At 65.0% G+C, this 23,635-nt stretch carries 9 protein-coding genes and 1 pseudogene; all 10 read left to right on the top strand.

What is annotated here, in order from left to right; translation table 11 throughout:
- Nucleotides 1–1,241: 1,241 nt before the first annotated feature.
- Nucleotides 1,242–2,180 (top strand): Ig-like domain-containing protein, encoded by a 939-nt coding sequence (locus ASH00_RS17240; RefSeq protein WP_442854359.1) that lies wholly within the window; start codon nucleotides 1,242–1,244, stop codon nucleotides 2,178–2,180.
- Nucleotides 2,074–2,988 (top strand): annotated as a pseudogene (locus ASH00_RS17015) (Ig-like domain-containing protein); the annotation flags it as partial. The gene ASH00_RS17240 and the pseudogene ASH00_RS17015, both read left to right, overlap by 107 nt.
- A 107-nt stretch (nucleotides 2,989–3,095) precedes the next feature.
- Nucleotides 3,096–6,263 carry a fibronectin type III domain-containing protein gene (locus ASH00_RS11645; protein ID WP_442854358.1) on the top strand — a complete coding sequence of 1,056 codons (3,168 nt, stop codon included), beginning with the start codon at nucleotides 3,096–3,098 and terminating at the stop codon, nucleotides 6,261–6,263.
- Nucleotides 6,264–6,420: 157 nt separating this feature from the next.
- Nucleotides 6,421–7,119: a hypothetical protein gene (locus tag ASH00_RS11640; protein WP_157359099.1), complete on the top strand. Its 699-nt coding sequence runs from the start codon at nucleotides 6,421–6,423 to the stop codon at nucleotides 7,117–7,119.
- Between the two features lie 20 nt (nucleotides 7,120–7,139).
- Complete coding sequence (locus ASH00_RS11635) at nucleotides 7,140–8,387, top strand: Ig-like domain-containing protein (RefSeq protein WP_056548654.1); 1,248 nt, start codon at nucleotides 7,140–7,142, stop codon at nucleotides 8,385–8,387.
- Nucleotides 8,384–12,475, top strand: coding sequence for an Ig-like domain-containing protein (locus tag ASH00_RS11630; RefSeq protein WP_056548652.1), 4,092 nt, complete (start codon nucleotides 8,384–8,386; stop codon nucleotides 12,473–12,475). The genes ASH00_RS11635 and ASH00_RS11630 overlap by 4 nt, the downstream gene beginning before the upstream one ends.
- Before the next feature lie 134 nt (nucleotides 12,476–12,609).
- A complete protein-coding gene (locus ASH00_RS11625; RefSeq protein WP_082566079.1) occupies nucleotides 12,610–18,684 on the top strand; it encodes an Ig-like domain-containing protein in 6,075 nt (2,024 codons plus the stop codon).
- An 82-nt stretch (nucleotides 18,685–18,766) separates the two neighbouring features.
- Nucleotides 18,767–19,738, top strand: coding sequence for an AAA family ATPase (locus ASH00_RS11620; protein ID WP_056548647.1), 972 nt, complete (start codon nucleotides 18,767–18,769; stop codon nucleotides 19,736–19,738).
- Nucleotides 19,739–19,753: 15 nt separating this feature from the next.
- Nucleotides 19,754–21,139 (top strand): DUF58 domain-containing protein, encoded by a 1,386-nt coding sequence (locus ASH00_RS11615; RefSeq protein WP_056548645.1) that lies wholly within the window; start codon nucleotides 19,754–19,756, stop codon nucleotides 21,137–21,139.
- Complete coding sequence (locus ASH00_RS11610) at nucleotides 21,136–23,562, top strand: transglutaminase family protein (RefSeq protein ID WP_056548643.1); 2,427 nt, start codon at nucleotides 21,136–21,138, stop codon at nucleotides 23,560–23,562. Before ASH00_RS11615 ends, ASH00_RS11610 begins: the two co-directional genes overlap by 4 nt.
- Nucleotides 23,563–23,635 lie beyond the last annotated feature (73 nt).

Genomic DNA, 23,635 nt, shown 5'->3' with positions numbered 1-23,635 from the left:
GTGATTAGTGGCGCCCTGCTCTATCCCGGTTTTGCTACTGCCGAGGTTGACCTGAACGACGGCGGTGTGTGGGTGACCAACCGGAACACCGGCATGGTGGGTCACCTTAACTACCAGTCGCGGTTGCTGGACGGCGGGTACGCAGCGAACAGTGACAGCTTCGACATCATCCAGGACCAGGCCACGGTCTTCAACATCAACTCCGATCAGTCGAAGATCAGCCCCGTTGACGTGGCCAACGTGGTCCGAGGTACGGAAGTTCAGCTTCCCGGGTCAGCAGCGGTGGCCATGGGGGGTACGACGGCGGCGGTGACGGACCGTGCCGGTGGTGCGGTGTGGATTACCACAGTGCAGAACCTGGCGGCGTTCAGTGACCAGGAAACCGAGCCGGTGGTGACCGGTTCCTCGGGTGTGGTTGCGGCCGTATCTTCGAATAACCGTGTGCTGGTGGCGGATCCGAGCGCTGCGACGGTCTCTACCTATGTGGTGACTCCCGACGGCACCTACGAGGAGCCGACGGTGGTTGAGGCGGAGGCGCTGGGATCCTTCGGTGACGCGCAGATCGCTGCGGTCGGAGACCAGCCAGTGGTCTTTGACGGCGAGTCGGGGCAGTTGATCCTTTCTGATGGAGAGGCTGTGATCCTTCCGGATGCTGTGGGCGGGCGTCTGCAGCAGAGCGGGCCGGCGGGAAGTTTCGCGGTGGTGGCCACACCGACGTCGTTGATCAAGCAGCCGCTGAGTGGCGGGGGNCGTTCGAGGAGCCGACGGTGGTTGAGGCGGAAGCGCTGGGGACCTTCGGTGACGCGCAGGTCGCCGCTGTGGGAGATCAGGCGGTGGTCTTTGACGGCGAGTCGGGGCAGTTGATCCTTTCTGATGGAGAGGCTGTGATCCTTCCGGATGCTGTGGGCGGGCGTCTGCAGCAGAGCGGGCCGGCGGGAAGTTTCGCGGTGGTGGCCACACCGACGTCGTTGATCAAGCAGCCGCTGAGTGGCGGGGATCCGATCGTGACGCCGCTGGATTCCACCGGTATTCCCGCTGCGCCGGTGCAACTGGACGGATGTGTCCACGCTGCCTGGGCAGGAGCTGCCGTTTATCTCCGCGACTGCGCGGATGACGCCAGTGATCAGCGGCAGGACATCCCCGAACTCGGAGCGGAGTCCGAACTGGTATTCCGGGTCAATCGCAGCGTTGTGGTCCTCAACGACGTCAACGCGGGTGACGTCTGGCTGGTGCTGCAGAACATGCAGTTGGTGGATAACTGGGGTGACATCATCCCGCCGAAGGATGAGTCTGATGATGAGGACCAGGAGTCCGCGAGTGAGAACCCGGTCAATACACTGCCGGACCGCACGGGTGAAAACCGCCCGCCGGTGGCCGAAGATGATTCCTACGGTGCTCGTGCGGGCCGCACCACCATTCTGAACGTCGTTGCCAATGACACGGACCCGGACGGCGATCTCCTGACGAGCACCCTGACGGGGGAATCGCCCGCCGCCGGTAGCGTGCAGCCCATCTATAACGGTGCAGGACTGCAGATCGTGGTGCCGCCGGATGCCCCGCCCGGCAACTCCACCTTCACCTATGAGGTGTCCGATGGACGCGGAGGCAGCGATTCCGCACAGGTCAGCCTTGATGTTCGCGGCGCAGATTCCAATGAGCCGCCCAACGCTCTGCGCTCCACGAAAATTCTTGTGGAGGAGGGCAAATCGGTCAGCCAGAACATCCTATCCAGCTGGATGGACCCGGACGGGGATGACCTGTTCCTGGTGAGTGCCGAGCCCACGCCGGACGGTGACCAGGTGCGTACCCGCTCGGACGGACTGCTGACCTTCCGCGACGTTGGCAAGGGCCAGGGCGTGAAGGAAGTGAACATTGTCGTCTCGGACGGCCGTGAAGAGGTGTCCGGCGTCATCAGTTTCGATGTCCGCGCAGCAGGGACGCTGGCGCCGGTGGTCAATTTTGACCACTTCACTGCCGTCGTCGGGCAGGAATCCCAACTCAGCCCATTACAGAACGATCTGGATCCGGCCGGTGGTCAGCTGAGTCTGGCAAAGGCTGAGCTCACCGGCGGAAATGCACACCGGCACCATCGCCTTCACTCCGAGTGCGGCGGGCACTTTCTATGTCGAGTACCTGGTGACCAACGGTCCGCAGAGCGCCAGCGGCCTGATTCGGATTGACGCGAAAGCCGACGGTGCGGAGGGCGCGCCGATTGCCGTCCGCGACGTCGCCCTGCTGCCGCGCAACGGTGACGTGCTGGTTGACGTTCTGGGAAATGACAGCGACCCTTCGGGCGGCGTGCTGGTGGTGCAGGCAGTGGATGTACCGGCCGGTTCACCGCTGGAGGTCGCGGTACTCGACCACAACGTGCTGCGCATCCACGATGTGCGCAACCTCAGCGAGCAGACCACCATTACCTACACGATCTCAAACGGTACGGCCTCGGCAACCGGGGAAGTAAGCGTGCTCTCGGTTGAGGGCCCGGAGACGCCCTTGCCTCCGCAGGCCAACTCCGACGAGGTCACCGTACGTGCCGGGGACGTCGTGAACATCCCGGTGCTCGACAACGACACCCACCCCAACGGCGACGAACTGACACTTAATCCTGTGCTCGCACAGGGAATCGACCTTGCCGACGGCCGGATCTTCGCCTCGGAAAATTCGCTGCGTTTCGTGGCCGGACCCACAGCCAAAACGGTGTACGCCATCTACGAGGTGCTGGACAGCACCGGGCAGACGGACTCGGCGGAGGTCCGGATCAACATCCGGCCGCTCGATGAACGGAATACGCCTCCGGTACCGAAGAACCTCGACGCGCGCGTCATCGCCGGATCGACCGTGCGCATCCCTGTCCCACTCGATGGCATCGACGCGGACGGCGACTCCGCCTTCCTCACCGGTATCGACGCGGCACCGACGATGGGCGCAGCCGTACCGGGTCCGAACTACATCGACTTCACAGCCTCGGCCACCGGCGCGGGGACCGACGCCTTCACCTATACCGTGCGTGACCGGCTTGGTCTGGAAAACACCGGCACCATCCAGGTGGGAATAGCCCCGGCCGCACAAGCGAACCAGAAGTCAACGACGGCGTCATCCTCCGGCCCGGGCGTGCCATCGCCGTCGATGCGCTGCGAAACGACTCGGACCCGGACGGCGACCCCATCGCGCTTGATCCCAAAGCGGTCACTGCCACTCCCGAGGAGATGGCGCCGGAGATTGTTGAAGGCCGCGTGCTGTTCCGCGCGCCCCAGGCCGAGGGAGACTTCAGCGTCCGCTATTCAGTGGCTGACGATCGCGGAGCCGCCGGCAACGGCACCATCAACGTGACGGTCAACCAGAACGCTCCGCTGCTGCTGCCTATCGCGCGTGATGACAGGGTCGAGGTGACCGAGACCCGCGGGCAGACGGCCGTGGACGTACCGGTCCTGAAAAACGATGAGGATCCGGACGGCGTCGCCGAGGACCTGGAAGTCAGCGTTGACGCCGCCGATGCCACAGCGGCCGTAGGCGCGGAGAACGTTGTCCGCGTCGAACTGACACCGGAGCCGCAGTCCATTCCCTACACCGTTGAGGACATCGACGGTGGTGTCGCGACCGCCGTCATCTGGGTACCCGGGTTGAGCGAACAGTATCCGACGCTGATCAGCGACGCCCCCGTTGACGTGCAGGCGGGGGAGGAACTCGCCCTTGATCTGCGCGAACTGGTTGAAGTCCGGGAGGGCCGCACCCCGCGCCTGACCGTCACAGAGAAGGTCTCCGCGATCGGCACCAGCAACGCCAATGACTGGGTGGTTGACCCGAACAACCTCCGCTACGCCGCGGACACGGATTACGCAGGCAAGGGCTCCATCACCTTTGAGGTGACCGACGGCACCGGCCCCGATGACCCGGAGGGCTTGAGCTCAACCCTCACCGTCCTCACCAATGTGATCGCCGCTGAGGAGAGCCCCAACTTCCCGCCGACCCTGGATTCCGGATCCCTTGAGGTTGCCATCGCCGAGCCGGCGGTGACGCTCGATCTCGCAGGTCTTGCTGCAGACCAGAATCCTGAGGACACCCTTGAGTTCTCGCTCACAGGCGAGCAACCCGCCGGTTTCGACATCTCCTTCGACGGTTCGGTGCTGACCGCCGCAGCCCAGGACGGCGCGGAGGTCGGTACCACGGGAACCGTAGGTATCTCAGTAACGGACGGCGAGGAGACGGCCACGAGTTCAGTCGCGCTGACGGTGCTCGCGTCCAGCAGGCCGTTGCCTGTTGCTACTGACGACGAAGTGCCTGACGCCGTTCAGGGCGAGCCGGTGACCGTGGACGTGCTCAGCAACGACGTCAACCCGTTCCCGGAGGAGCCGTTGCGAATCGTCGATGTCATCGCGGACGGCAACGGAAGCGTGTCCCAGCAGGGAGACTCTGTCCTCGTGACACCGGGTGAGTCCTTCGTGGGCAACATGACCGTGCAGTACACGATCGAGGACAAGACCGGGGAACTGTCACGCGTTGCCACCGCTCAGATACTGCTCACGGTCAAGGGCAAGCCGGGCACTCCGTCCACGCCGGTGGTCGAGAGCACCCGGAACAAGTCGGTGGTCCTTTCCTGGGATCCGCCGGCCGACAACGGCTCACCGATTACCGGCTACACGGTCACCAGCAACAACGGGTTCACCCAGGAATGCCCGGCGACCACGTGCACGCTGACCGGACTCACCAACAACGTCGAATACGTGTTCACCGTGACGGCCACCAACGACATCGGTACGTCCGACCCGTCGCCGGAATCGGCCGTGGCGCGTCCGGATACGCAGCCCGCCCAACCCGCCCCTCCGACGCTGGTGTTCGGTGACGGATCGCTGACGGTCACCTGGACCCCGCCGGCGAACGAGGGCTCACCGATCGAAGGTTATGACCTGCAGATCTCGCCTGCCCCACCGAGCGGTGCCGTGCAGCGTAGCGCGACAGGCAGCCCGCTGACGTGGGAGGGGCTGGAGAACGGGACGGCGTACAAGGTGCGGGTGCAGGCACGCAACGCCGCGCCGGAACCATCGGAGTGGAGCGACTATTCCGCGGCCGAGACCCCGGCCGGCCTGCCGGGCACCCCTGCGGCGCCGACGACGACGCGCGCCGACTCCGTGGGCACGGAGAGTCAGCTGGTGGTCGACTGGGCGGACGTGTCGCCTAATGGCGACGCGGTGACGAAGTACCAGGTGCAGGAGTTCCGCGGCGGCGCCCTTGTGCGCACCCTGCCCGAGGTGCAGACGTCTGAGCAGACCATCGTGGTGCCTAACGCCGAGGCGGACTACAGCTACGCGGTCCGGGCCTACAACAAGGCAGGCTGGACCGAATACGGTGCACAATCCGCACCGCGCCGGGCGGTAGGAAGCCCGGAGGCGCCGCAGGCTCCCTCCCTGGTGGAAACGAATACCGGGGGAGCGGGCGAAACCGTCACGATCAGCTTCCAGGAACTCGCGGCATCCCAGCGGAATGGCGCACGGGCCTCCGAAGTCAGCTATGTCGCCGAATTCAGCAACGGCAAAGTTGTCAACGGCGTGCGTAATGGGCAGAACGTGGGAGGTTTCCCGAACGGATCCAACGTGTGGGCGGTGGTTCGGGCTGTCGCTACGACGGACGGATCGAGCTACAGCAGCGCCAACAGCGCGCGCTCCAATACGGTCGTTCCTTACGGGAAGCCGCTTGCTCCGCGTGCGAGCTCCGGTAAGAGCGCCCAGGGTGACCTGGAAGTCCACTTCAACTGGTCTGCGCGGCGTGACAATGGTCGTCCCGTGGTGGAAGTCCAGCACCGCAAGCTGAACCCCGCAACCAACTGGGTGTCCCGGGGTACGTCCGGAAACGTGTCCTACAAAGTCGGTGACTACGGAGACCAGGAGACAGTCGAGTTCAAGGCCTGCGACTCGACCGGCCAGTGTTCGGAGTCGACGATTGTATCCGGCAATGCAGGAAATGCGCCGCCGCCTCCCAAGCCGACAGAATGGCGTATCACCGCAGGCGGTCCTGGCTTGGATGCCGGGCACCGGACCTGCATGGACCCGGTCAATGGCACGAACTGGACCGGATCAGACTGCCGGGGAGACCACTGGCTCGGTGATGGGCAGACCATCGTCTCGAAGTGCTACATTCCAAGGTCCTCTGGAGCCTGGTACCGGCAGTTCTCAGGCCCGAATACCTATGCCAATAACGACGGTCTCCACGTTCGCGGCAACACCACAACCCAGGGTGCCAACCCGCCGGCCGGAATGCCGCGGTGCTGACGAAGAGGGACGGTGGCTGCTGACGCCCGCCAACTGGTGATTGTGTGCCGCCTTCCATGGGTACCGGTGCCTATGGGAAGGCGGCACGCTTGCCTATAGACTTGCCGAGGCGCCGTTTATGGTCGAGGCGCCCTTTTTCGGGGGACTGTAACTTTTCATGAAACGTGTATTCGACCGCCTGCGTCGTTTCGGCACTAAACACAAGCGAGCATTATCGGTATCCACTGCCTCTGCCGTCAGCATGGGTGTGCTCAGTGGTGCCCTGCTCTATCCGGGTTTTGCTACGGCCGAAGTTGACCTGAACGACGGCGGTGTGTGGGTGACCAACCGGAACACCGGCATGGTGGGTCACCTTAATTACCAGTCGCGGCTCCTGGACGGCGGGTACGCAGCGAACAGTGACAGCTTCGACATCATTCAGGATCGGGCCACGGTCTTCAATATCAACTCTGACCAGTCGAAGATCAGTCCGGTGGACGTGGCCAACGTGGTCCGCGGCACTGAAGTGCAGCTTCCCGGGTCAGCAGCGGTGGCCATGGCCATGGGGGGTACGACGGCGGCGGTGACGGACCGTGCCGGTGGTGCGGTGTGGATTACCACAGTGCAGAACCTGGCGGCGTTCAGTGACCAGGAAACGGAGCCGGTGGTGACCGGTTCGTCGGGTGTGGTTGCGGCGGTTTCTTCGAACAACCGTGTTCTGGTTGCAGACCCGTCCGCTGCGACGGTGTCTACCTATGTTGTTGCCTCCGACGGCACGTTCGAGGAGCCGACGGTGGTTGAGGCGGAAGCGCTGGGGACCTTCGGTGACGCGCAGGTCGCCGCTGTGGGAGATCAGGCGGTGGTCTTTGACGGTTGATCCTTTCTGATGGAGAGGCTGTGATCCTTCCGGATGCTGTGGGCGGGCGTCTGCAGCAGAGCGGGCCGGCGGGAAGTTTCGCGGTGGTGGCCACTCCGACGTCGCTGATCAAGCAGCCGCTGAGTGGCGGGGATCCGATCGTGACGCCGCTGGATTCCACTGGTGTTCCTGCTGCGCCGGTGCAGCTGGACGGTTGTGTCCACGCTGCCTGGGCCGGGGCTGCCGTCTATCTCCGCGACTGCGCGGATGACGCCAGTGATCAGCGGCAGGACATCCCCGAACTCGGTGCGGAATCGGAACTGGTGTTCCGGGTCAATCGCAGTGTGGTGGTCCTCAACGACGTCAACGCCGGTGATGTCTGGCTGGTGCTGCAGAACATGCAGTTGGTGGATAACTGGGGTGACATCATCCCGCCGAAGGATGAGTCTGATGATGAGGACCAGGAATCGGCGAGTGAGAACCCGGTCAACACGCTCCCGGACCGTACGGGTGAGAACCGTCCTCCGGTAGCCGAAGACGACACGTACGGCGCAAGAGCGGGCCGCACCACTATCCTGAACGTCGTTGCCAATGACACGGACCCGGACGGCGATCTCCTGACGAGTACCCTGACGGGGGAATCGCCCGCCGCCGGTAGTGTGCAGCCCATCTATAACGGTGCAGGTCTGCAGATCGTGGTGCCGCCGGACGCCCTGCCCGGCAACTCCACCTTCACCTATGAGGTGTCCGATGGACGTGGAGGCAGCGATTCCGCACAGGTCACTCTTGATGTTCGCGGGACTGACACGAATGAGCCGCCGAATCCTCTGCGTCCAACGAAGATCCTTGTGGAGGAGGGCAAATCGGTCAGCCAGAATATCCTCTCCAGCTGGATGGATCCGGACGGGGATGACCTGTTCCTGGTGAGTGCCGAGCCCACGCCGGACGGGGATCAGGTCCGCACTCGCACGGACGGGCTGCTGACCTTCCGCGATGTCGGCAAGGGCCAGGGCGTGAAGGAAGTGAAGATTGTCGTCTCGGACGGCCGTGAAGAGGTGTCCGGCGTCGTGAGTTTTGATGTGCGTGCGTCGGGGACGTTGGCGCCGGTGGTCAATTTTGATCACTTCACTGCCGTCGTCGGGCAGGAATCCCAACTGAGCCCACTGCAGAATGATCTCGATCCGGCCGGTGGCCAGTTGAGTCTGGCGAAGGCGGAGCTCACCGGCACACCGGCACCATCGCCTTCACTCCGAGTGCGGCGGGCACTTTCTATGTCGAGTACCTGGTGACCAACGGTCCGCAGAGCGCCAGCGGCCTGATTCGGGTTGATGCTAAAGCCGACGGTGCGGAGGGCGCGCCGATCGCCGTCCGCGATGTGGCGTTGCTGCCGCGCAACGGCGATGTGCTGGTCGATGTACTCGGCAATGACAGCGACCCGGGCGGCGGCGTGCTGGTGGTGCAGTCCGTCGAAGTGCCGGCAGATTCGCCGGTGGACGTTGCAATCCTGAATCACAATGTGTTGCGCATCCATGACGTGCGGAACCTGAGCGAGCAGACCGCCATCACCTACACGATGTCCAACGGCACGGCCTCGGCAACCGGTGAAGTCAGCGTGCTGCCCGTGGAAGGCCCGGAGACGCTGCTGCCGCCGCAGGCGAACTCCGACGAGGTGACTGTGCGTGCCGGTGATGTTGTCAATATCCCGGTGCTCGACAATGACACGCATCCCAACGGCGACGAACTCACGCTGAGCCCTGTCCTGGCGCAGGGGATCGACCTTGCCGACGGCCGGATCTTCGCCTCGGAGAACTCGTTGCGGTTCGTCGCTGGAACGACGGCGAAGACTGTCTACGCGATCTACGAGGTGCTGGACAGCACCGGGCAGACTGACTCCGCGGAGGTGCGGATCAATATCCGGCCGCTCGATGAACGAAATACGCCCCCCGTGCCGAAGAACCTCGACGCGCGCGTCATCGCCGGATCGACCGTGCGCATCCCTGTTCCACTCGATGGCATCGACGCCGACGGCGACTCGTCCTTCCTCGCTGATATTGACGTTGCGCCGACGATGGGCGCGGCGGTGCCAGGTCCGAACTACATCGACTTCACCGCGTCGGCCACCGGAGCGGGAACGGACACCTTCACCTACACGGTCCGCGACCGGCTCGGGCTGGAGAACACCGGCACCATTCAGGTGGGAATAGCCCCGGTCAACGACGGCGTCATCCTCCGGCCCGGGCGTGCCATCGCCGTCGATGCGCTGCGAAACGACTCGGACCCGGACGGCGACCCCATCGCGCTTGATCCCGAAGCTCTGGCGGGCACCCCCGAGGAAATGGCTCCCGAGGTGATCGAGGGCCGCGTGCTGTTCAGTGCACCTCAGGCAGAAGGAGACTTCAGCGTCCGCTACGGCATCCAGGACAGCCGGGGTGGCGTTGCCGAAGGCAATATCAGTGTCACCGTCGATCAAAACGCACCACTCTTGTTGCCGATCGCCCGCGATGATCGGGTGGAGTCGGAAGAGACCCGAGGCCAGACTGCTGTGGACGTGCCGGTCCTGAAAAACGATGAGGACCCTGATGGTGTGGCCGAGGATCTCGTTGTTCAGGTTGATCCGACAACCGTCACCGCCTCAGTGGGAGTGGAGAACGCAGTCCGCGTTGAGCTCACCGAGCAGGCCCAGATTATCCCGTACACGGTGGAGGACATCGACGGCGGTGTTGCCACGGCCGTGATCTGGGTGCCTGGCTTGAGCGAGCAGTATCCGACGCTGATCAGTGACGCCCCGATCGATGTGGAGGCAGGGGAGGAACTCGCCTTGGACTTGCGTGAGTTGGTTGAAGTCCGGGAAGGCAGGACGCCGCGGCTGACGGTGACAGAGAAGGTTTCCGCAATCGGGACCAGCAACACCAATGACTGGGTGGTTGATCAGAACAACCTTCGCTACGCCGCGGACGCCGGTTATGTGGGCAAGGGTTCCATCACCTTCGAAGTCACTGATGGCTCCGGCCCCGATGACCCGGAGGGTTTGAGCTCAACCCTGACCGTCCTCACCAACGTCATTCCCGCTGCCGAGAGCCCCAACTTCCCGCCGACCCTGGACTCGGGCTCGTTGGAAGTCGCAGTTGCTGAGCCCGCGGTCTCCCTGGACCTGGCCGGCCTTGCCTCCGATCCGAATCCTGAGGACACCCTGGAGTTCTCGCTCACCGGCGAGCAACCCGCCGGTTTCGAAGTGTCCCTCGACGGCTCGGTGCTGAGCGTTGCACCGGGTGAGGATTCTGAGGCCGGGCTCACTGGCGTTGTGGGAGTTTCGGCATCGGACGGTGAGGAGATCGCAGCGAGTTCAGTTGCGTTGGCGGTGTTGGCGTCGAACCGCCCGTTGCCGGTTGCTGTTGACGATGAGGTGCCTGACGCCGTGCAGGGTGAGCCCGTCCCGGTGGATGTGCTGGCCAACGATGTGAATCCGTTCCCGGAGGAACCGCTGCGGATTGTCGATGTCGTGGCTGACGGGAACGGCAGCGTGTCCCAGCAGGGTGACTCCGTCCTCGTGACACCGGGTGAGTCCTTCGTGGGCAACATGACCGTGCAATACACGGTAGAGGATAAGACAGCTGACCAGTCGCGCCTGGCGACGGGGCAAATTGTGCTGACGGTGAAGGGTAAGCCGGGGGTGCCGTCAACGCCTGTGGTGGAGAGCACCCGGAGCAAGTCGGTGGTCCTGTCCTGGGATCCGCCGGCTGACAACGGCGCAGCGATCACCGGTTACACGGTCATCAGCAACAATGGGTTTACCCAGGAGTGCCCGGCGACGACGTGCACGCTGACCGGGCTCACCAACAATGTGGAGTACGTGTTCACGGTCACCGCCACCAACGACATCGGTACCTCCGATCCGTCGCCGGAGTCAGCGGTGGCGCGTCCGGATACGCAGCCGGCTCAGCCCGCCCCGCCGGCGCTGGTGTTTGGTGACGGATCGCTGACGGTCAACTGGACACCGCCGGCCAATGAGGGCTCACCGATCGAAGGCTATGACCTGCAGATTTCGCCTGCGCCGCCGAACGGTGCAGTGCAGCGTAGTGCCACCGGCAGTCCGCTGACCTGGGAAGGCCTGGAGAACGGCACCGCCTATAAAGTCCGGGTGCAGGCACGCAACGCCGCGCCGGAACCGTCGGAGTGGAGCGATTACTCCGCGGCGGAGATTCCGGCCGGGCTGCCGGGAATCCCTGCTGCGCCGACGACGACGCGCGCCGATTCGGTGGGCACGGAGAGTCAGCTGGTGGTCGACTGGGCAGACGTGACCCCCAATGGCGACGCGGTGACGAAGTACCAGGTGCAGGAGTTCCGCGGTGGCGCCCTGGTGCGTACCCTGCCCGAGGTGCAGGCCTCTGAGCAGACCATCGTGGTGCCCAACGCCGAGGCGGACTACAGCTACGCGGTCCGGGCCTACAACAAGGCAGGCTGGACCGAATACGGTGCACAATCCGCACCGCGCCGCGCGGTAGGTTCTCCTGCAGCGCCGAGTAACGTGAGCCTGAAGGAGACTCGTACCGGCGCCGAGGGCCGCCACGTCCAAATCAGCTTCAGCGAACTCAACGCGGAGCAGCGCAACGGCGCACGAGCGTCCGAAGTCAGTTACCAGGCGGCGTTCAGCGATGGTCGTCAGATGACGGTCAGGCCCGGCCAGGAGATTGGGGGGCTCGCCAACGGATCCGCAGTGAGCGCTACGGTCACTGCCATCGTCAACAGCGACGGCGCCAGCTACTCGAGTTCACCCGCCACCTCCAACCAGGTGAGCCCCTACGGCAACCCCGGGAAGCCTTCGGCGAGCGGACAGAACGGTACACAGAACGAAAACAGCGTGACCTTCAACTGGGCACCGCCCAACACCGGAGCTCATGACGTCAAGCAGATTCAGATCAGCATCGACGGCGGTGGTTGGCAGAATGTTGCCAATTCCGGTTCGAGGCGGGTCAGCGGCAACTTCGAACAACAACACGAGATTCGGGTTCGCTCGCTGAACTCCCGCGGCGAAGCAGGGGGAATCGCGAACGCTACAGCCCGCGCGGGCAAGGAACAACCGAGCCAGCTCGACACACGGCTCCTGGGACATATGCAGCGCAGCTGCACTGACCCCGCGAACCGGGCCACCTACGATCCCGAGGAGTTCACCTGTGAAGGCGTGGGCGGAAATAATCCTCCGTGGTTCTACGCCGAGCACCAGTTCACCGTCGGTTGCTGGATCCACCACACGGATGGCTACGGCCGGGCCGGTCAGTGGTACCGGATCGTAGGAGGACCGCGCAACATCGGCCGCTACATCGACGCCGGTCACGTGACGGTCGGCGGACCCGCCCAGAGCAGGCTGCCACAGTGCTGATACCCGGTGACCTGCGATAGGTGACCTTCCCCATGGGTACTCGTCCCCATGGGGAAGACGGCACGCCTACCTATAGACTTGCCGAGGCGCCGCTCAAGGTCGAGGCGCCCTTTTTCGGGGGACAGTAACTTTTCATGAAACGTGGTCTTGACCGCCGCAGGCGCATTTTTGTGTCCGGCACGGCTCTTGCCGTGTCGGCAGCCGTCGTCGGCGCAGTCCTCAACCCCGGCGTCACTACAGCGGAGGTTGACCTCAACGACGGCGGGGTCTGGGTCACCAATCTTTCCCAGGGCAAAGCTGGCCACCTCAACTATCCGTCCCGGACCCTCGACGGCGGCTTCATTGCCGGAAGCAACGCCTTCGATGTCCTGCAGCGTGACGCCACCGTACTCAATCACAACCAGGATCAGGGCGCCCTCAGCCAGGTCAGCGTCACCGCCGTCACCACCGGGGACGAGCAGGAATTACCGGCCGGCGGACAACCGATTTTAGGCTCGAACCATGTCGTCTCCGTCAACGCCGCGGAAGGCACAGTCCGCGCCGCGCCAGTCACCGGGCTGGCAAACTTCGCAAGCGAGGATGCAGTACCGCTCGTCGAAGGCGCACCCGGCGTGGCCGCCGCGATCACCGCTGGCGACGTCGTCGTTACCGCTGATCCTGCGTCAGCGGACCTCGTGACCTGGCAGCCTGACGGCACGGGTGCTTTCGTTGAGACTTCACGGACAACGGTCGAGGACTTGCGCGGTGCCGAAGACCTTCAGCTCACCACGGTGGGGGATGACGCCGTTGGGCTCGACCCGAACTCCGGCACGATCTTCCTCCCGGACGGACGCAGGACAACGCTGCCGGACCCGGACGGCGCCCGGCTGCAGCAGAGCGGACCGGAATCGGCCTTCGTTGCCGTCGCGACCGCCGGTGCGCTGGTCAAGGTTCCGCTGGACGGATCCGAGCCGACAACCCAATCGATCGAGTCCTCAGCAGCGCCGTCCGCGCCGGTTCAGCAGGACGGCTGCGTTCACGCAGCTTGGGCAGCCGCAGGCACCTACGTGCGAGACTGCAGCGAGGACTCCAGCGACGTCACCACCGAGATTCCTTCGCTCAACGCGCAATCTGAACTGGTCTTTCGGACCAACCGGGACGTCGTCGTGCTTAATGACATCCGCGGCGGCAACATCTGGCTGGTCCAGCAGAACATGCTGCTGGTGCAGAACTGGGACGAGATCATCCCGCCGCCGGAGGAAGACGATAAGGAAGACGAGGAGTCGGCCAGCGAGAACCCGGTCAACACGCTGCCGGACCGCACCAAGGAGAACCAGCCCCCGGTTGCTGAGGACGATGAGCTGGGCGCCCGCGTAGGCTCCACCACTCTGCTGCCCGTACTGGATAACGACTCCGACCCGGACGGGGACCTCCTCACCGTCACGGTTCCGGAGGGCCTGCCCGACGTCGGCGCTATTCAGCCGGTCTATGATGCCACGGGTCTCCAGGTGGTGCTTGGCGCAGACGTCCCACCCGGGCGGCACACCTTCGACTACGCGGTCGACGACGGCCGCGGCGGCCGGGACAGCGCGTCCATGACGCTGAACGTGCGATCCGCCGATTCCAACGAGCCACCGCTGCAGAAGCGCAAGACCCGCATTGTTCTCGAACAGGGGCAGAGCGCCAACCAGCACATCCTCGCCGACTGGACGGACGCGGACGGCGACGACCTCTACCTGCAGTCCGCCACAGCAACCACCGACGGCGACAGCGCCAAGCACCGCGATGACGGACTCCTCACCTTCTCCGACGGCGGCGCACAAGTCGGAGAGAAGGAAGTGGCCATCAGCGTGTCCGACGGCCGCGAAACCACCGAGGGTGTCGTCGTCGTTGACGTTCGACCACCCGGGGATGTTCCGCCGATTGCCAACCCGGACCACCTCACCGTGAACGCGGGGGAGGAACTCCTCGTGGCTCCGCTGGAGAATGACCTCGATCCTTCCGGGAGGGGACTGCGGCTGACGCGGGTCAATGGCGGTGCGAGCGCGGAGGTCACCCCCAACTATGAGGTGGGTACGTTCACGTTCCGCTCAGACACTCCGGGGCCCATCTACCTCGACTACGTCGTAGCGAATGGCCCGGCCAGCGCGCCGGGCATCATCCGGATCGACGTGCTGCCCGAGGGTGGAGCGGCGGGAGCACCCGTCGCGGTCCGCGACAGCGCACTGCTGCCCACCGGCGGTCAAACGCTTGTAGACGTGCTTGCCAACGACACCGACCCCGGCGGCGGCGTTCTGGTGGTCCAGTCCGTCTCGCTGCCAGCCGATTCACCGGTCACTGTGGCCATCCTGAGCCACAATATCCTGCGGATCAGCGATACCCGCGGGCTCAAGGAACGAACCACCCTCACCTACAGCGTGTCCAACGGACGGATGAGTTCAACGGGCCAGGTGTCGGTCGTGCCCATTCCGGCTCCCGCGAAACTCCAGCCTCCCCGCGCGGCCGACGACGAAATCACGGTCCGCGCCGGAGACGTCGCCACGGTTGAGGTGCTGCGCAATGACACCCACCCAAACGGCGGTGAGTTGACCCTGGCTCCGGAACTGGTGGAGACTATCACGCCCGGTCAGGGCCTCCTTGCGGTCTCCGGCAACAGCCTGCGCTTCAAAGCAGGCAGCACCCCGGGAACCTACCGCGCCATCTACGCGGTCCGCGGCCCCGATGGGCAGGAAGATTCAGCCCGGGTCCTGTTCCGCGTGACGGCGATCGACGAGGAGAACAACTCCCGACCGCTCCCGGAGACGGTCAAGGCCCGCGCAATTTCGGGAAACACCCTGCGTATCCCGATTCCGTTGACCGGCATCGACCCGGACGGTGATTCGGTATCACTGGTGGGCATTGACCAGGCGCCCTCCAAGGGGACGGTGAGGGTCGGCGCCACCTTCATTGAGTACACGGCGGCGACGGACACCTCTGGCCAGGACTCCTTCAGCTACGTTGTGACCGACAGGTTCGGCGCGCGCTCAACCGGCACTGTGCTGGTGGGCATCGCGCTGCCCAGCACCGTCAATCAGATTCCGGTTCCGGTGGATGATTCGGTGGACGTCCTTCCCGGCCGAAACGTTACTGTCGATGTGCTCTCGAACGATTCAGACCCCGACGGCGATGCCCTCGCGCTGCTGCCTGACGGACTTGAAGCCGCCGGCGGGATCGAGGCGGAAATTTACGACCGGAAGGTGCGTTTCACCTCACCACAGAAGGCCGGCACCACCGCAGTCCGGTACACGGTCGACGACGGCCGCGGCGGAACCGCGATGGGTACCGTGCGTGTCCAGACCAGTCCGGATGCGCCACGACTTGCGCCCGTCGCCCACGATGACCGGATCTCCTTTCCGGAGACGCTCGGCAAGGCCGCCGTTGACGTGCCTGTGCTGGAGAACGACACGGACCGCGACGGCTCACCGGAAGAGCTGCAGATCGCGTTCCCCGAAGACACCGTAACCGCCTCGGTGCGGCCGGGTGAGGGAAACGCGAGCATCGTCAATGTGCAGTTGCTGCCGGCGGCCCAGACCATCCCGTACACGGTCACCGACATTGACGGGCTTCAGGCGACGGCGTTCATTTACCTTCCCGGAACCGCAAACCAGCCGCCCGCACTGCTCGACGCCGGCATCCAGGAAGTAATGAGCGGCGAGGAACTGACCCTTGACCTCACCGAACTGGTGGTGGTGCGCGAGGGCCGCACCGTGCAGCTGACCGACGACGCGAAGGTCACCGCGGTGGCCTCGAACAGCGCGCCGCTGGTCCGGGACGCCACCACCCTCGCCTTCACGTCCTCGGAAGACTACTCCGGGGCAGCTTCCGTGAGCTTCGAAGTCACAGATGGAACCTCCGTGGATGACCCCGATGGGCTGAAGTCGATGTTGACTGTCAGCATCATGGTCCTCCCGGACCCCAACCGGAACCACCCACCCGAGGCGCGCTCGGGCCAACTGCAGGTCGCGCAGCAGGAGATCGGTTCGATTGATCTCGCGAAGCTGGTAGAAGACATGGACGAGGCTGATACGCTCTCGTTCGCCCTGCTCGGCGAGGTTCCAGACGGACTCACAGCGAACCTTGACGGCTCAGGGTTGACTGTGTCTGCGGGCTCAGCGGACAAGGATCGGGTCCATCCCGTCCGGTTCTCCGCGACCGATGGGCGCAGCGATCCGGTGGAGGCAGCCATCAACGTCGCCGTGGTCAGCTCCACCCGTCCGCTGGCCGTTGCCAATGATGACATCGAGCGCAACGCCGTTCAGGGTGAAACCGTCGTGGTCGATGTCCTTGCCAATGACACGAACCCCTTTCCGGACTCCCCACTGACGCTGCTGTCGGTCAGTACGGAGACCGGCTCGGGATCGGCCAGTGCGCAGGGCGATTCCGTGGCCGTCACGCCTGCCGAGGACTTCGTCGGGACGCTCGTGGTGCAGTACCGCATCGGTGACCGGACCGCGGATCCGGAACGTGAGGTTGACGGCCGCATCCGCCTCACGGTCAAGGGTGCCCCGGACGCTCCCTCGACACCGTCCGTTGGTGAGGTCAGCAGCGAAACCGTCGTCCTTTCCTGGGATCCGCCGGCGGACAACGGATCCGGGATCACCGGCTACCGGGTCACAGGAAGCGGCGGTGCCAGCCAGGACTGCCCGGCCACGACCTGCAGCATCACCGGGCTCACCAACAACACGGAGTACACCTTCACGGTGGTGGCAGTGAACGACGTCGGTGAGTCACCGGCGTCGGGAGCGTCCGCCTCCGCACGACCGGATGAGAAGCCGTCCACGCCCGCCGCTCCAAACCTTGTCTTCGGGAACGGATCGCTCAGCGTTGCCTGGGCTGTGCCTGCGACCGAGGGCTCGCCGGTTGAGAGCTATGACCTTGAAATCTCGCCTGCGCCGCCAAGCGGCGAATTCCAGAAGAGCGGCCTTGCGGGAACCTCGGCCACTTGGGAAGGCCTGGAGAACGGAGTTCCTTACAAGGTTCGCGTGCGCGCGTTCAATAAGGCACCGGACCCGTCTGACTGGAGTACCTACTCCGCGGCTGAGATTCCTGCGGGGGTTCCCACGGCTCCTGCAGCGCCAACGGCACAGGTCTCGTCTCAGGGCGGTTCAGCGAACTCCGTCCTGTCGGTCTCCTGGGCGCAGCCTTCCACCGCGGAGAAGAACGGTGCGGAAATTGAGTCCTACACCCTGACGACTTTCCACGACGGCAGCGCGCTGCGGTCAGCCGAGCTGTCCGGGTCGGTTTTCAACACCACGGTGACGGTGCCGAACTCGCAGAGCCCGTACACCTTCACCCTGACCGCCACCAACAAGGCGGGAACGTCAGCTGCAAGCGCACCGTCCGAGCCACGCCAGGCAGTGGGTGCGCCGGGCGCGGTACCTGCGGTGCAGGCAACCCCCGGCGACCGCACCCTCACCGTGAAGCACGGGCAACCTGAAGCCAATGGGGCCACCGCGCAGCAGACGAGGTACGAGTACCAGCTGAACAACGGTGCATTCGCAGCGCTGCCCACGAATGGAGTCATCGGGAACCTCAGCAACGGGGAGTCCTACACGGTCGGCGTGCGCGCGGTGAACACCGTCAACGGCAGTTCGTTCCCCGGCCCGGCAACGCAGTCCAACGCCGTGGTCCCGTTCGGGCAACCGAATACGCCGTCGGTCAGTCCGTCGCCGTCGGGAGAGCAGGTTGTTTTTACCATCGGCGCCACGCCGTCCAACGGACGCCCGGTGGAGTCGGTTACCTGGGAAGCCGGTGGTGAGCGGGGTTCCGTCCCTGCCAGCGGCGGGCAGGGACGGTCGGGCGTCATCGGCTATGACCGGGACGTGACCATCACCGTCACGGTGACGGACTCCGAAGGCCAACGTTCCACCAAGACAGTCACGGGTACAACGTCCCAACCACCGAAGAAGTACGGCACTGTGGTGGACACCTTGACCTTCGGCACCTGTGAGTATCCCGAGTCAAACAATGGCAAGGCCGCGACGAAGGAAAACTGCAGCGACGCCGGCGGCAGATGGTTCGAGAACGGTTACCGCTTCGAGATCGAATGTGTCCGTCCGAACGGCGGCCAGTACCCTGTCTTTGAGGCGGGCGGCCAGTCGGGGTCCTCCCGTGAGTGGGTCAAGCGCGCCGGTGGGGCATGGTTCAAGGCCGCAAGCGTAGAGGTAGAGAGCGGAGCACCGACGTGCTGACTCGACATACACGGACACGCATAGACGCGCCACAGGTACAGATGCAGCACGGATTCCGCAAGAGAAAAAGGAACAGATCATCATGACAATGACCGCTGAACAGGCCGCGTGGTTCGCCGGGACGTTTGACAAGCTGGTTGGCAACGTGGGGCAGGCCGTCCTCGGCAAGTCCCACGTGGTACGGCTTGTCCTGACCGCAATGCTCGCCGAGGGGCACGTGCTGCTCGAGGATGCTCCGGGAACCGGAAAAACCATGCTGGCGCGGTCACTCGCTGCGACGGTGCAGGGAACGCACTCCCGCATCCAGTTCACCCCGGACCTTCTGCCCTCTGATGTCACGGGCATCACCATCTATGACCAGAAGACGCAGGAGTTCGAGTTCCACAAGGGGCCCATCTTCGCGAACATCGTACTCGCAGACGAGATCAACCGCGCCTCGCCGAAAACCCAGTCGGCGCTGCTGGAGGTCATGGAAGAATCCCGCGTCACAGTGGATGGCGTGAGCTACACCAACGACCGCCCGTTCATGGTGATCGCAACCCAGAACCCGATCGAACAGGCCGGAACCTACCGTCTTCCGGAAGCGCAGCTTGACCGCTTCCTGATCAAGACCATGATCGGCTACCCGGACCATGCCTCCACCGTCCAACTGCTCAGCGGCTCGGCCACCCGTGACCGTTCGGCGGCGCTGACCCCGATCATCACCACCCAGGCCATCAAGGACATGGCGGATCTGGCGACGGAAACCCACGTGGATAACGCGGTGCTCGAGTACATCTCCCGGTTGACGGAGGAGACCCGCTCTGCACCGGAGACGCGTCTCGGAGTGAGCGTGCGCGGGGCACTGGCCATGGTCCGCACAGCGAAGGTCTGGGCTGCCGGCCAGGGCAGGCATTACGTCCTGCCCGACGACGTCAAGGAACTTGCGCCGTACGTGTGGACCCACCGCTTTGTCATGGACCCGGAAGCGGAGTTCGCCGGAGCAACACCCGAGGCCGTCCTGCGCCGCGTGCTTGCCGACGTGTCAGCTCCCCAGCAACGCGCCACCGCCTGACACTCCTGAGGATTCATGGCAACGAACACGGAAACCGCGGAAAAAAGCGCCTCACGACGGCGCGCGGCTGATCCTGCGCGCCGTCGGGCGTCCCAGCCGTCCCCGGAACGGACGGGTCGGCAGAAACGCGCGACGTCGTCATCCCGTCTCCACCCACGGTCGCTGACCCGGGAAGCCTGGCAGCTGGTGCGGGACGCAGTCTCGCCGGTGGCCAGCCGGATCCTCGACGGACTGGGGAAATACTGTGGCCCCGTAGTGGGAGTGGTCAGTCCGCTCGGGTGGATCATTGCCGCAACTGTCACCGCACTCTGGACACTCGGCTCTGTCTTCGACTGGCGGGAAGCGCTCGTTGCAGCGTTGCTGGGCACGGTTCTCTTTCTCCTGGCCGTCGGATTCATTCTCGGCCGCTCCTCCTACGCTGTGGAGCTGGACCTGACGCGTACCCGCGTGGCGGTGGGGGACCGCGCCGTCGGAAGCGTTGCCGTCTCCAACACCTCAGCCAAGGCGCTGCTTCCGGCCTCGCTGGAGCTGCCGGTAGGAGCGGCGACGGCAATTTTCCACCTGCCAAGACTCAAGCCGAACCAGCAGCACGAAGACCTGTTCACCATCCCCACGCAGCGCCGCGCCGTCATCGTGGTGGGGCCGGTCCGCTCGGTGCGCGCTGATCCGCTGAGCCTGCTGCGCCGCCAGGTGTTCTGGACCGAACCCACCGACCTGTACGTGCACCCGCGGACGGTGGCACTGGTCGGCTCGGCCGCCGGCTTCATCAAGGATCTGGAGGGACTGCCCACCAAGGACCTCTCCAGCGCTGACGTCTCCTTCCACGCGCTGCGCGATTACGTACCCGGAGACGACCGCCGCCACATTCACTGGAAGACGACGGCGCGGACCGGCCAGCTCATGGTCCGCCAGTTCGAGGAGACCCGCCGCTCCCACCTCGCCGTTGCCCTCTCAACCAACACATCCGAATACGCATCAGACGCCGAGTTCGAGCTCGGCGTGTCCGTTGCCGGCTCCATCGGACTGCAGGCCATCCGCGAGCAGCGGAACCTGAGCGTGCTCACCCAGGACGGCCCAGTGCGCTCCGAAACCGGGCGCAACCTGCTCGATGACATGACGCGGATCGAGGGCCGGAACCGGCGCCTCACCGCAGTGGACCTTGCGAGGACGACGGCGGATTCGGTACCGAATGCCTCGGTTGTGTTCTTCGTGGTGGGCCCACACGTCACCCCGTCCCAGCTCCGCTCCGCAGCCGCCTCGGTTCCGCCCGGCATCAGATGCATTGCCATCCGTTGCGTGAGTGACCAGGATCCGGGACGGGCCACGATCGGAGATCTCACCGTGCTCACCCTCGGAAACCTGTCCGACCTCGCCCTCATCCTCCGGAAGGCAGCAGCATGAGCCGCCGTGCGGGACGCGCCGCGAGGGCGCTGCCGGGAAGGCTGCAGACCGGCATCGATATCGGCGCCCTGGTCCTCCTTCTCGGTCTCGGAATCGTTGGATTCGGCCCCACTTTCGGCGGGGACCTGCGCTATCTTGCGGCGGGATTCGGTGGGATCGCGATCGGCCTCGTTACGGCCTGGCTGAGCACCCGCCACCGCTGGGGTTTCTGGCCGACTGCAGGGGTCCTGCTGGGCGCCTACCTGGTGCTGGGACACGCGCTGGCCGCGCCGGTGGAATCCTTCCTCGGGTTCCTGCCCACGCTTGAATCGCTGCGGGTCGTGATCGTCGGCGTCGTCTTCTCCTGGAAGGACCTGCTGACGGTCGCGGACCCGGTGGGAATCAGCCGCGGCATGCTTGTGGTGCCTTTCCTTTCAGCCCTCCTGCTCGCGGCGGTCGCTGGGCTGCTGGCCTGGCGCGTGCGCACGCCGTACTGGGTGCTCCTGCCGGTCCTCGGACTGTTCCTCGTCAGCATCGCGTTCGGCACCAACCGGGCAGCGCTGCCGGAACTCCGTGGCATCCTGCTGATCGTCGCAGCAACCGCCTGGCTGGCCTACCGCCGGGACATTGCACGAACTGACCAGACTGGAGCGCTGTCGGCAAATACAGCTGCGCAGCCGGACCCTCCCGGCGTCGGAGTCGTTGGAGTTCGCGGTCTTTTCCGCTCCAACAGGGCACGCCGGCTGGGACTGGGCGGAGCTGTCCTCGCCGTCGGAACCATTCTTACCCTCGTGGTGAGTCCGGTGCTGGCGGGGAACACGGACCGCGATGTGCTCCGCGACGTCGTCGAGCCTCCGGTTGATCTGTTCGACTACCCCAGCCCACTGACCAGCTTCCGCAAGTACGTCAAGGACCAGGCTGATGAGACGCTCCTGACCGTGGACGGGCTGCCCGAGGGCCAGCGCATCCGGCTCGCCGCGATGGATGCCTACGACGGCGTGGTGTACAACGTGAATCCGCAGGCTGCCGGGAACTTTGCCCGGGTAGGGGATGCGCAGCAGCTCGGCAGCGCGGACGTCGCGGAGGACGAGGGCACCGTCGCCACCCTCGACATCACCGTCGAGGCGTACAACGGCGTGTGGCTGCCCACGGGAGGCGAGCTGCTCGGCGTGGATCTGGACGGGCCACGCTCACAGGACCTCAACCGGTCCCTGTACTACAACAATGACGCCTCGACCGCACTGTCCACCATCGGGGTGCAGTCGGGCGACACCTACAGCATCAACGTGGTCTTCCCGGAGGTTCCGGGTGACGAGGTGCTCACCCAGTATGACTTCGCGGACCTGAGCCTCCCGCGCGTCCAGAACGAGCCGCCCATCATTGCGTCCAAGGCGAGCGAATACGTGGGAGAAGTTTCCGACCCGATCGAGCGGGCGCGTCGCCTGGAGCAGGTGCTCAGCTCGCAGGGCTTTTTCAGCAACGGCAAGGACGGTGAAGCGCCGTCCCTGCCCGGCCACGGCGCCGCCCGCATGCTCACCCTCCTTGACGCCGAGCAGATGGTCGGCGACGACGAGCAGTACGCCGTATCGATGGCCCTGATGGCTCGCAAGCTCAACATTCCGGCCCGGGTAGTGATGGGTTTCTACCCGGACTGGGACGAGGTCGAGGACCCTTCAGCGCCTCTCGCCCTCACCGGTGAGGACGTGCACGCCTGGGTGGAGATAGCCTTCGACAATGCCGGCTGGGTTCCATTCGACCCCACCCCTCCGGAGGACAACGAACCGGTGCCGCCGCAACAACAGCCCAAGTCCTCGCCTAAGCCGCAGGTTCTCCAGCCTCCGCCGCCGCCGCAGGAACCGGCCGAACTGCCGCCGGATTCCGCACCGGAGCCCCAGGACGCCGAAGACCGCACCAAGGACTTCTGGGATGACTGGGGTCCGCTGGTCCGCGCCATAGCGCTCGCACTGATCCCGTTGGGTGTCCTGCTGCTTCCGCTGCTGCTCATTCTTCTGCTGAAAGTACGACGGCGGAAACGGCGCGCGAACATCGGCGCGCCTTCCCAGCGGGTCGGCGGAGGCTGGAGCGAGGTGTTGAGCCTCGCTACGGACCTCGGTGCGGAGACCAACGCCAGGGCAACCCGCCGCGAGAGTGCACACGAACTCGGAACGGCTTTTCCCGCCAGCGCAGGATCAACCACGCTCCTCGCACAGCGCGCAGACGCCAACATCTTTGCGTACGGTGAACCGACCGAACGCGAGGTCGAGGAGTACTGGAGCGACGTCGAGTCATCGTTGGAGGGCATGCGCGGCTCGGTCGGCTGGTTCCGGCGGCAGCGTGCCCGCTTCTCGCCGCGTTCCCTCATCCGGGAGGCGCGGTCGAAGGTGCGTCCGCGCAGCACTGCCCGGGGAGCACGCCGCGGTTCAGAGCGAAGGCAGGACCCGTGAGCGTGGACGGGCTCCAGTGCCCGCGTTGTTCATCACGGGTGGCCGCCGGCACGGCGTATTGCGTGCGCTGCGG

This window comes from Arthrobacter sp. Soil782, from assembly GCF_001428435.1.
GTDB classification, from domain to species: domain Bacteria; phylum Actinomycetota; class Actinomycetes; order Actinomycetales; family Micrococcaceae; genus Arthrobacter_D; species Arthrobacter_D parietis.
Note: the sequence above shows the minus strand (reverse complement) of the source record. Positions and strands in the feature narration are given on the sequence as shown.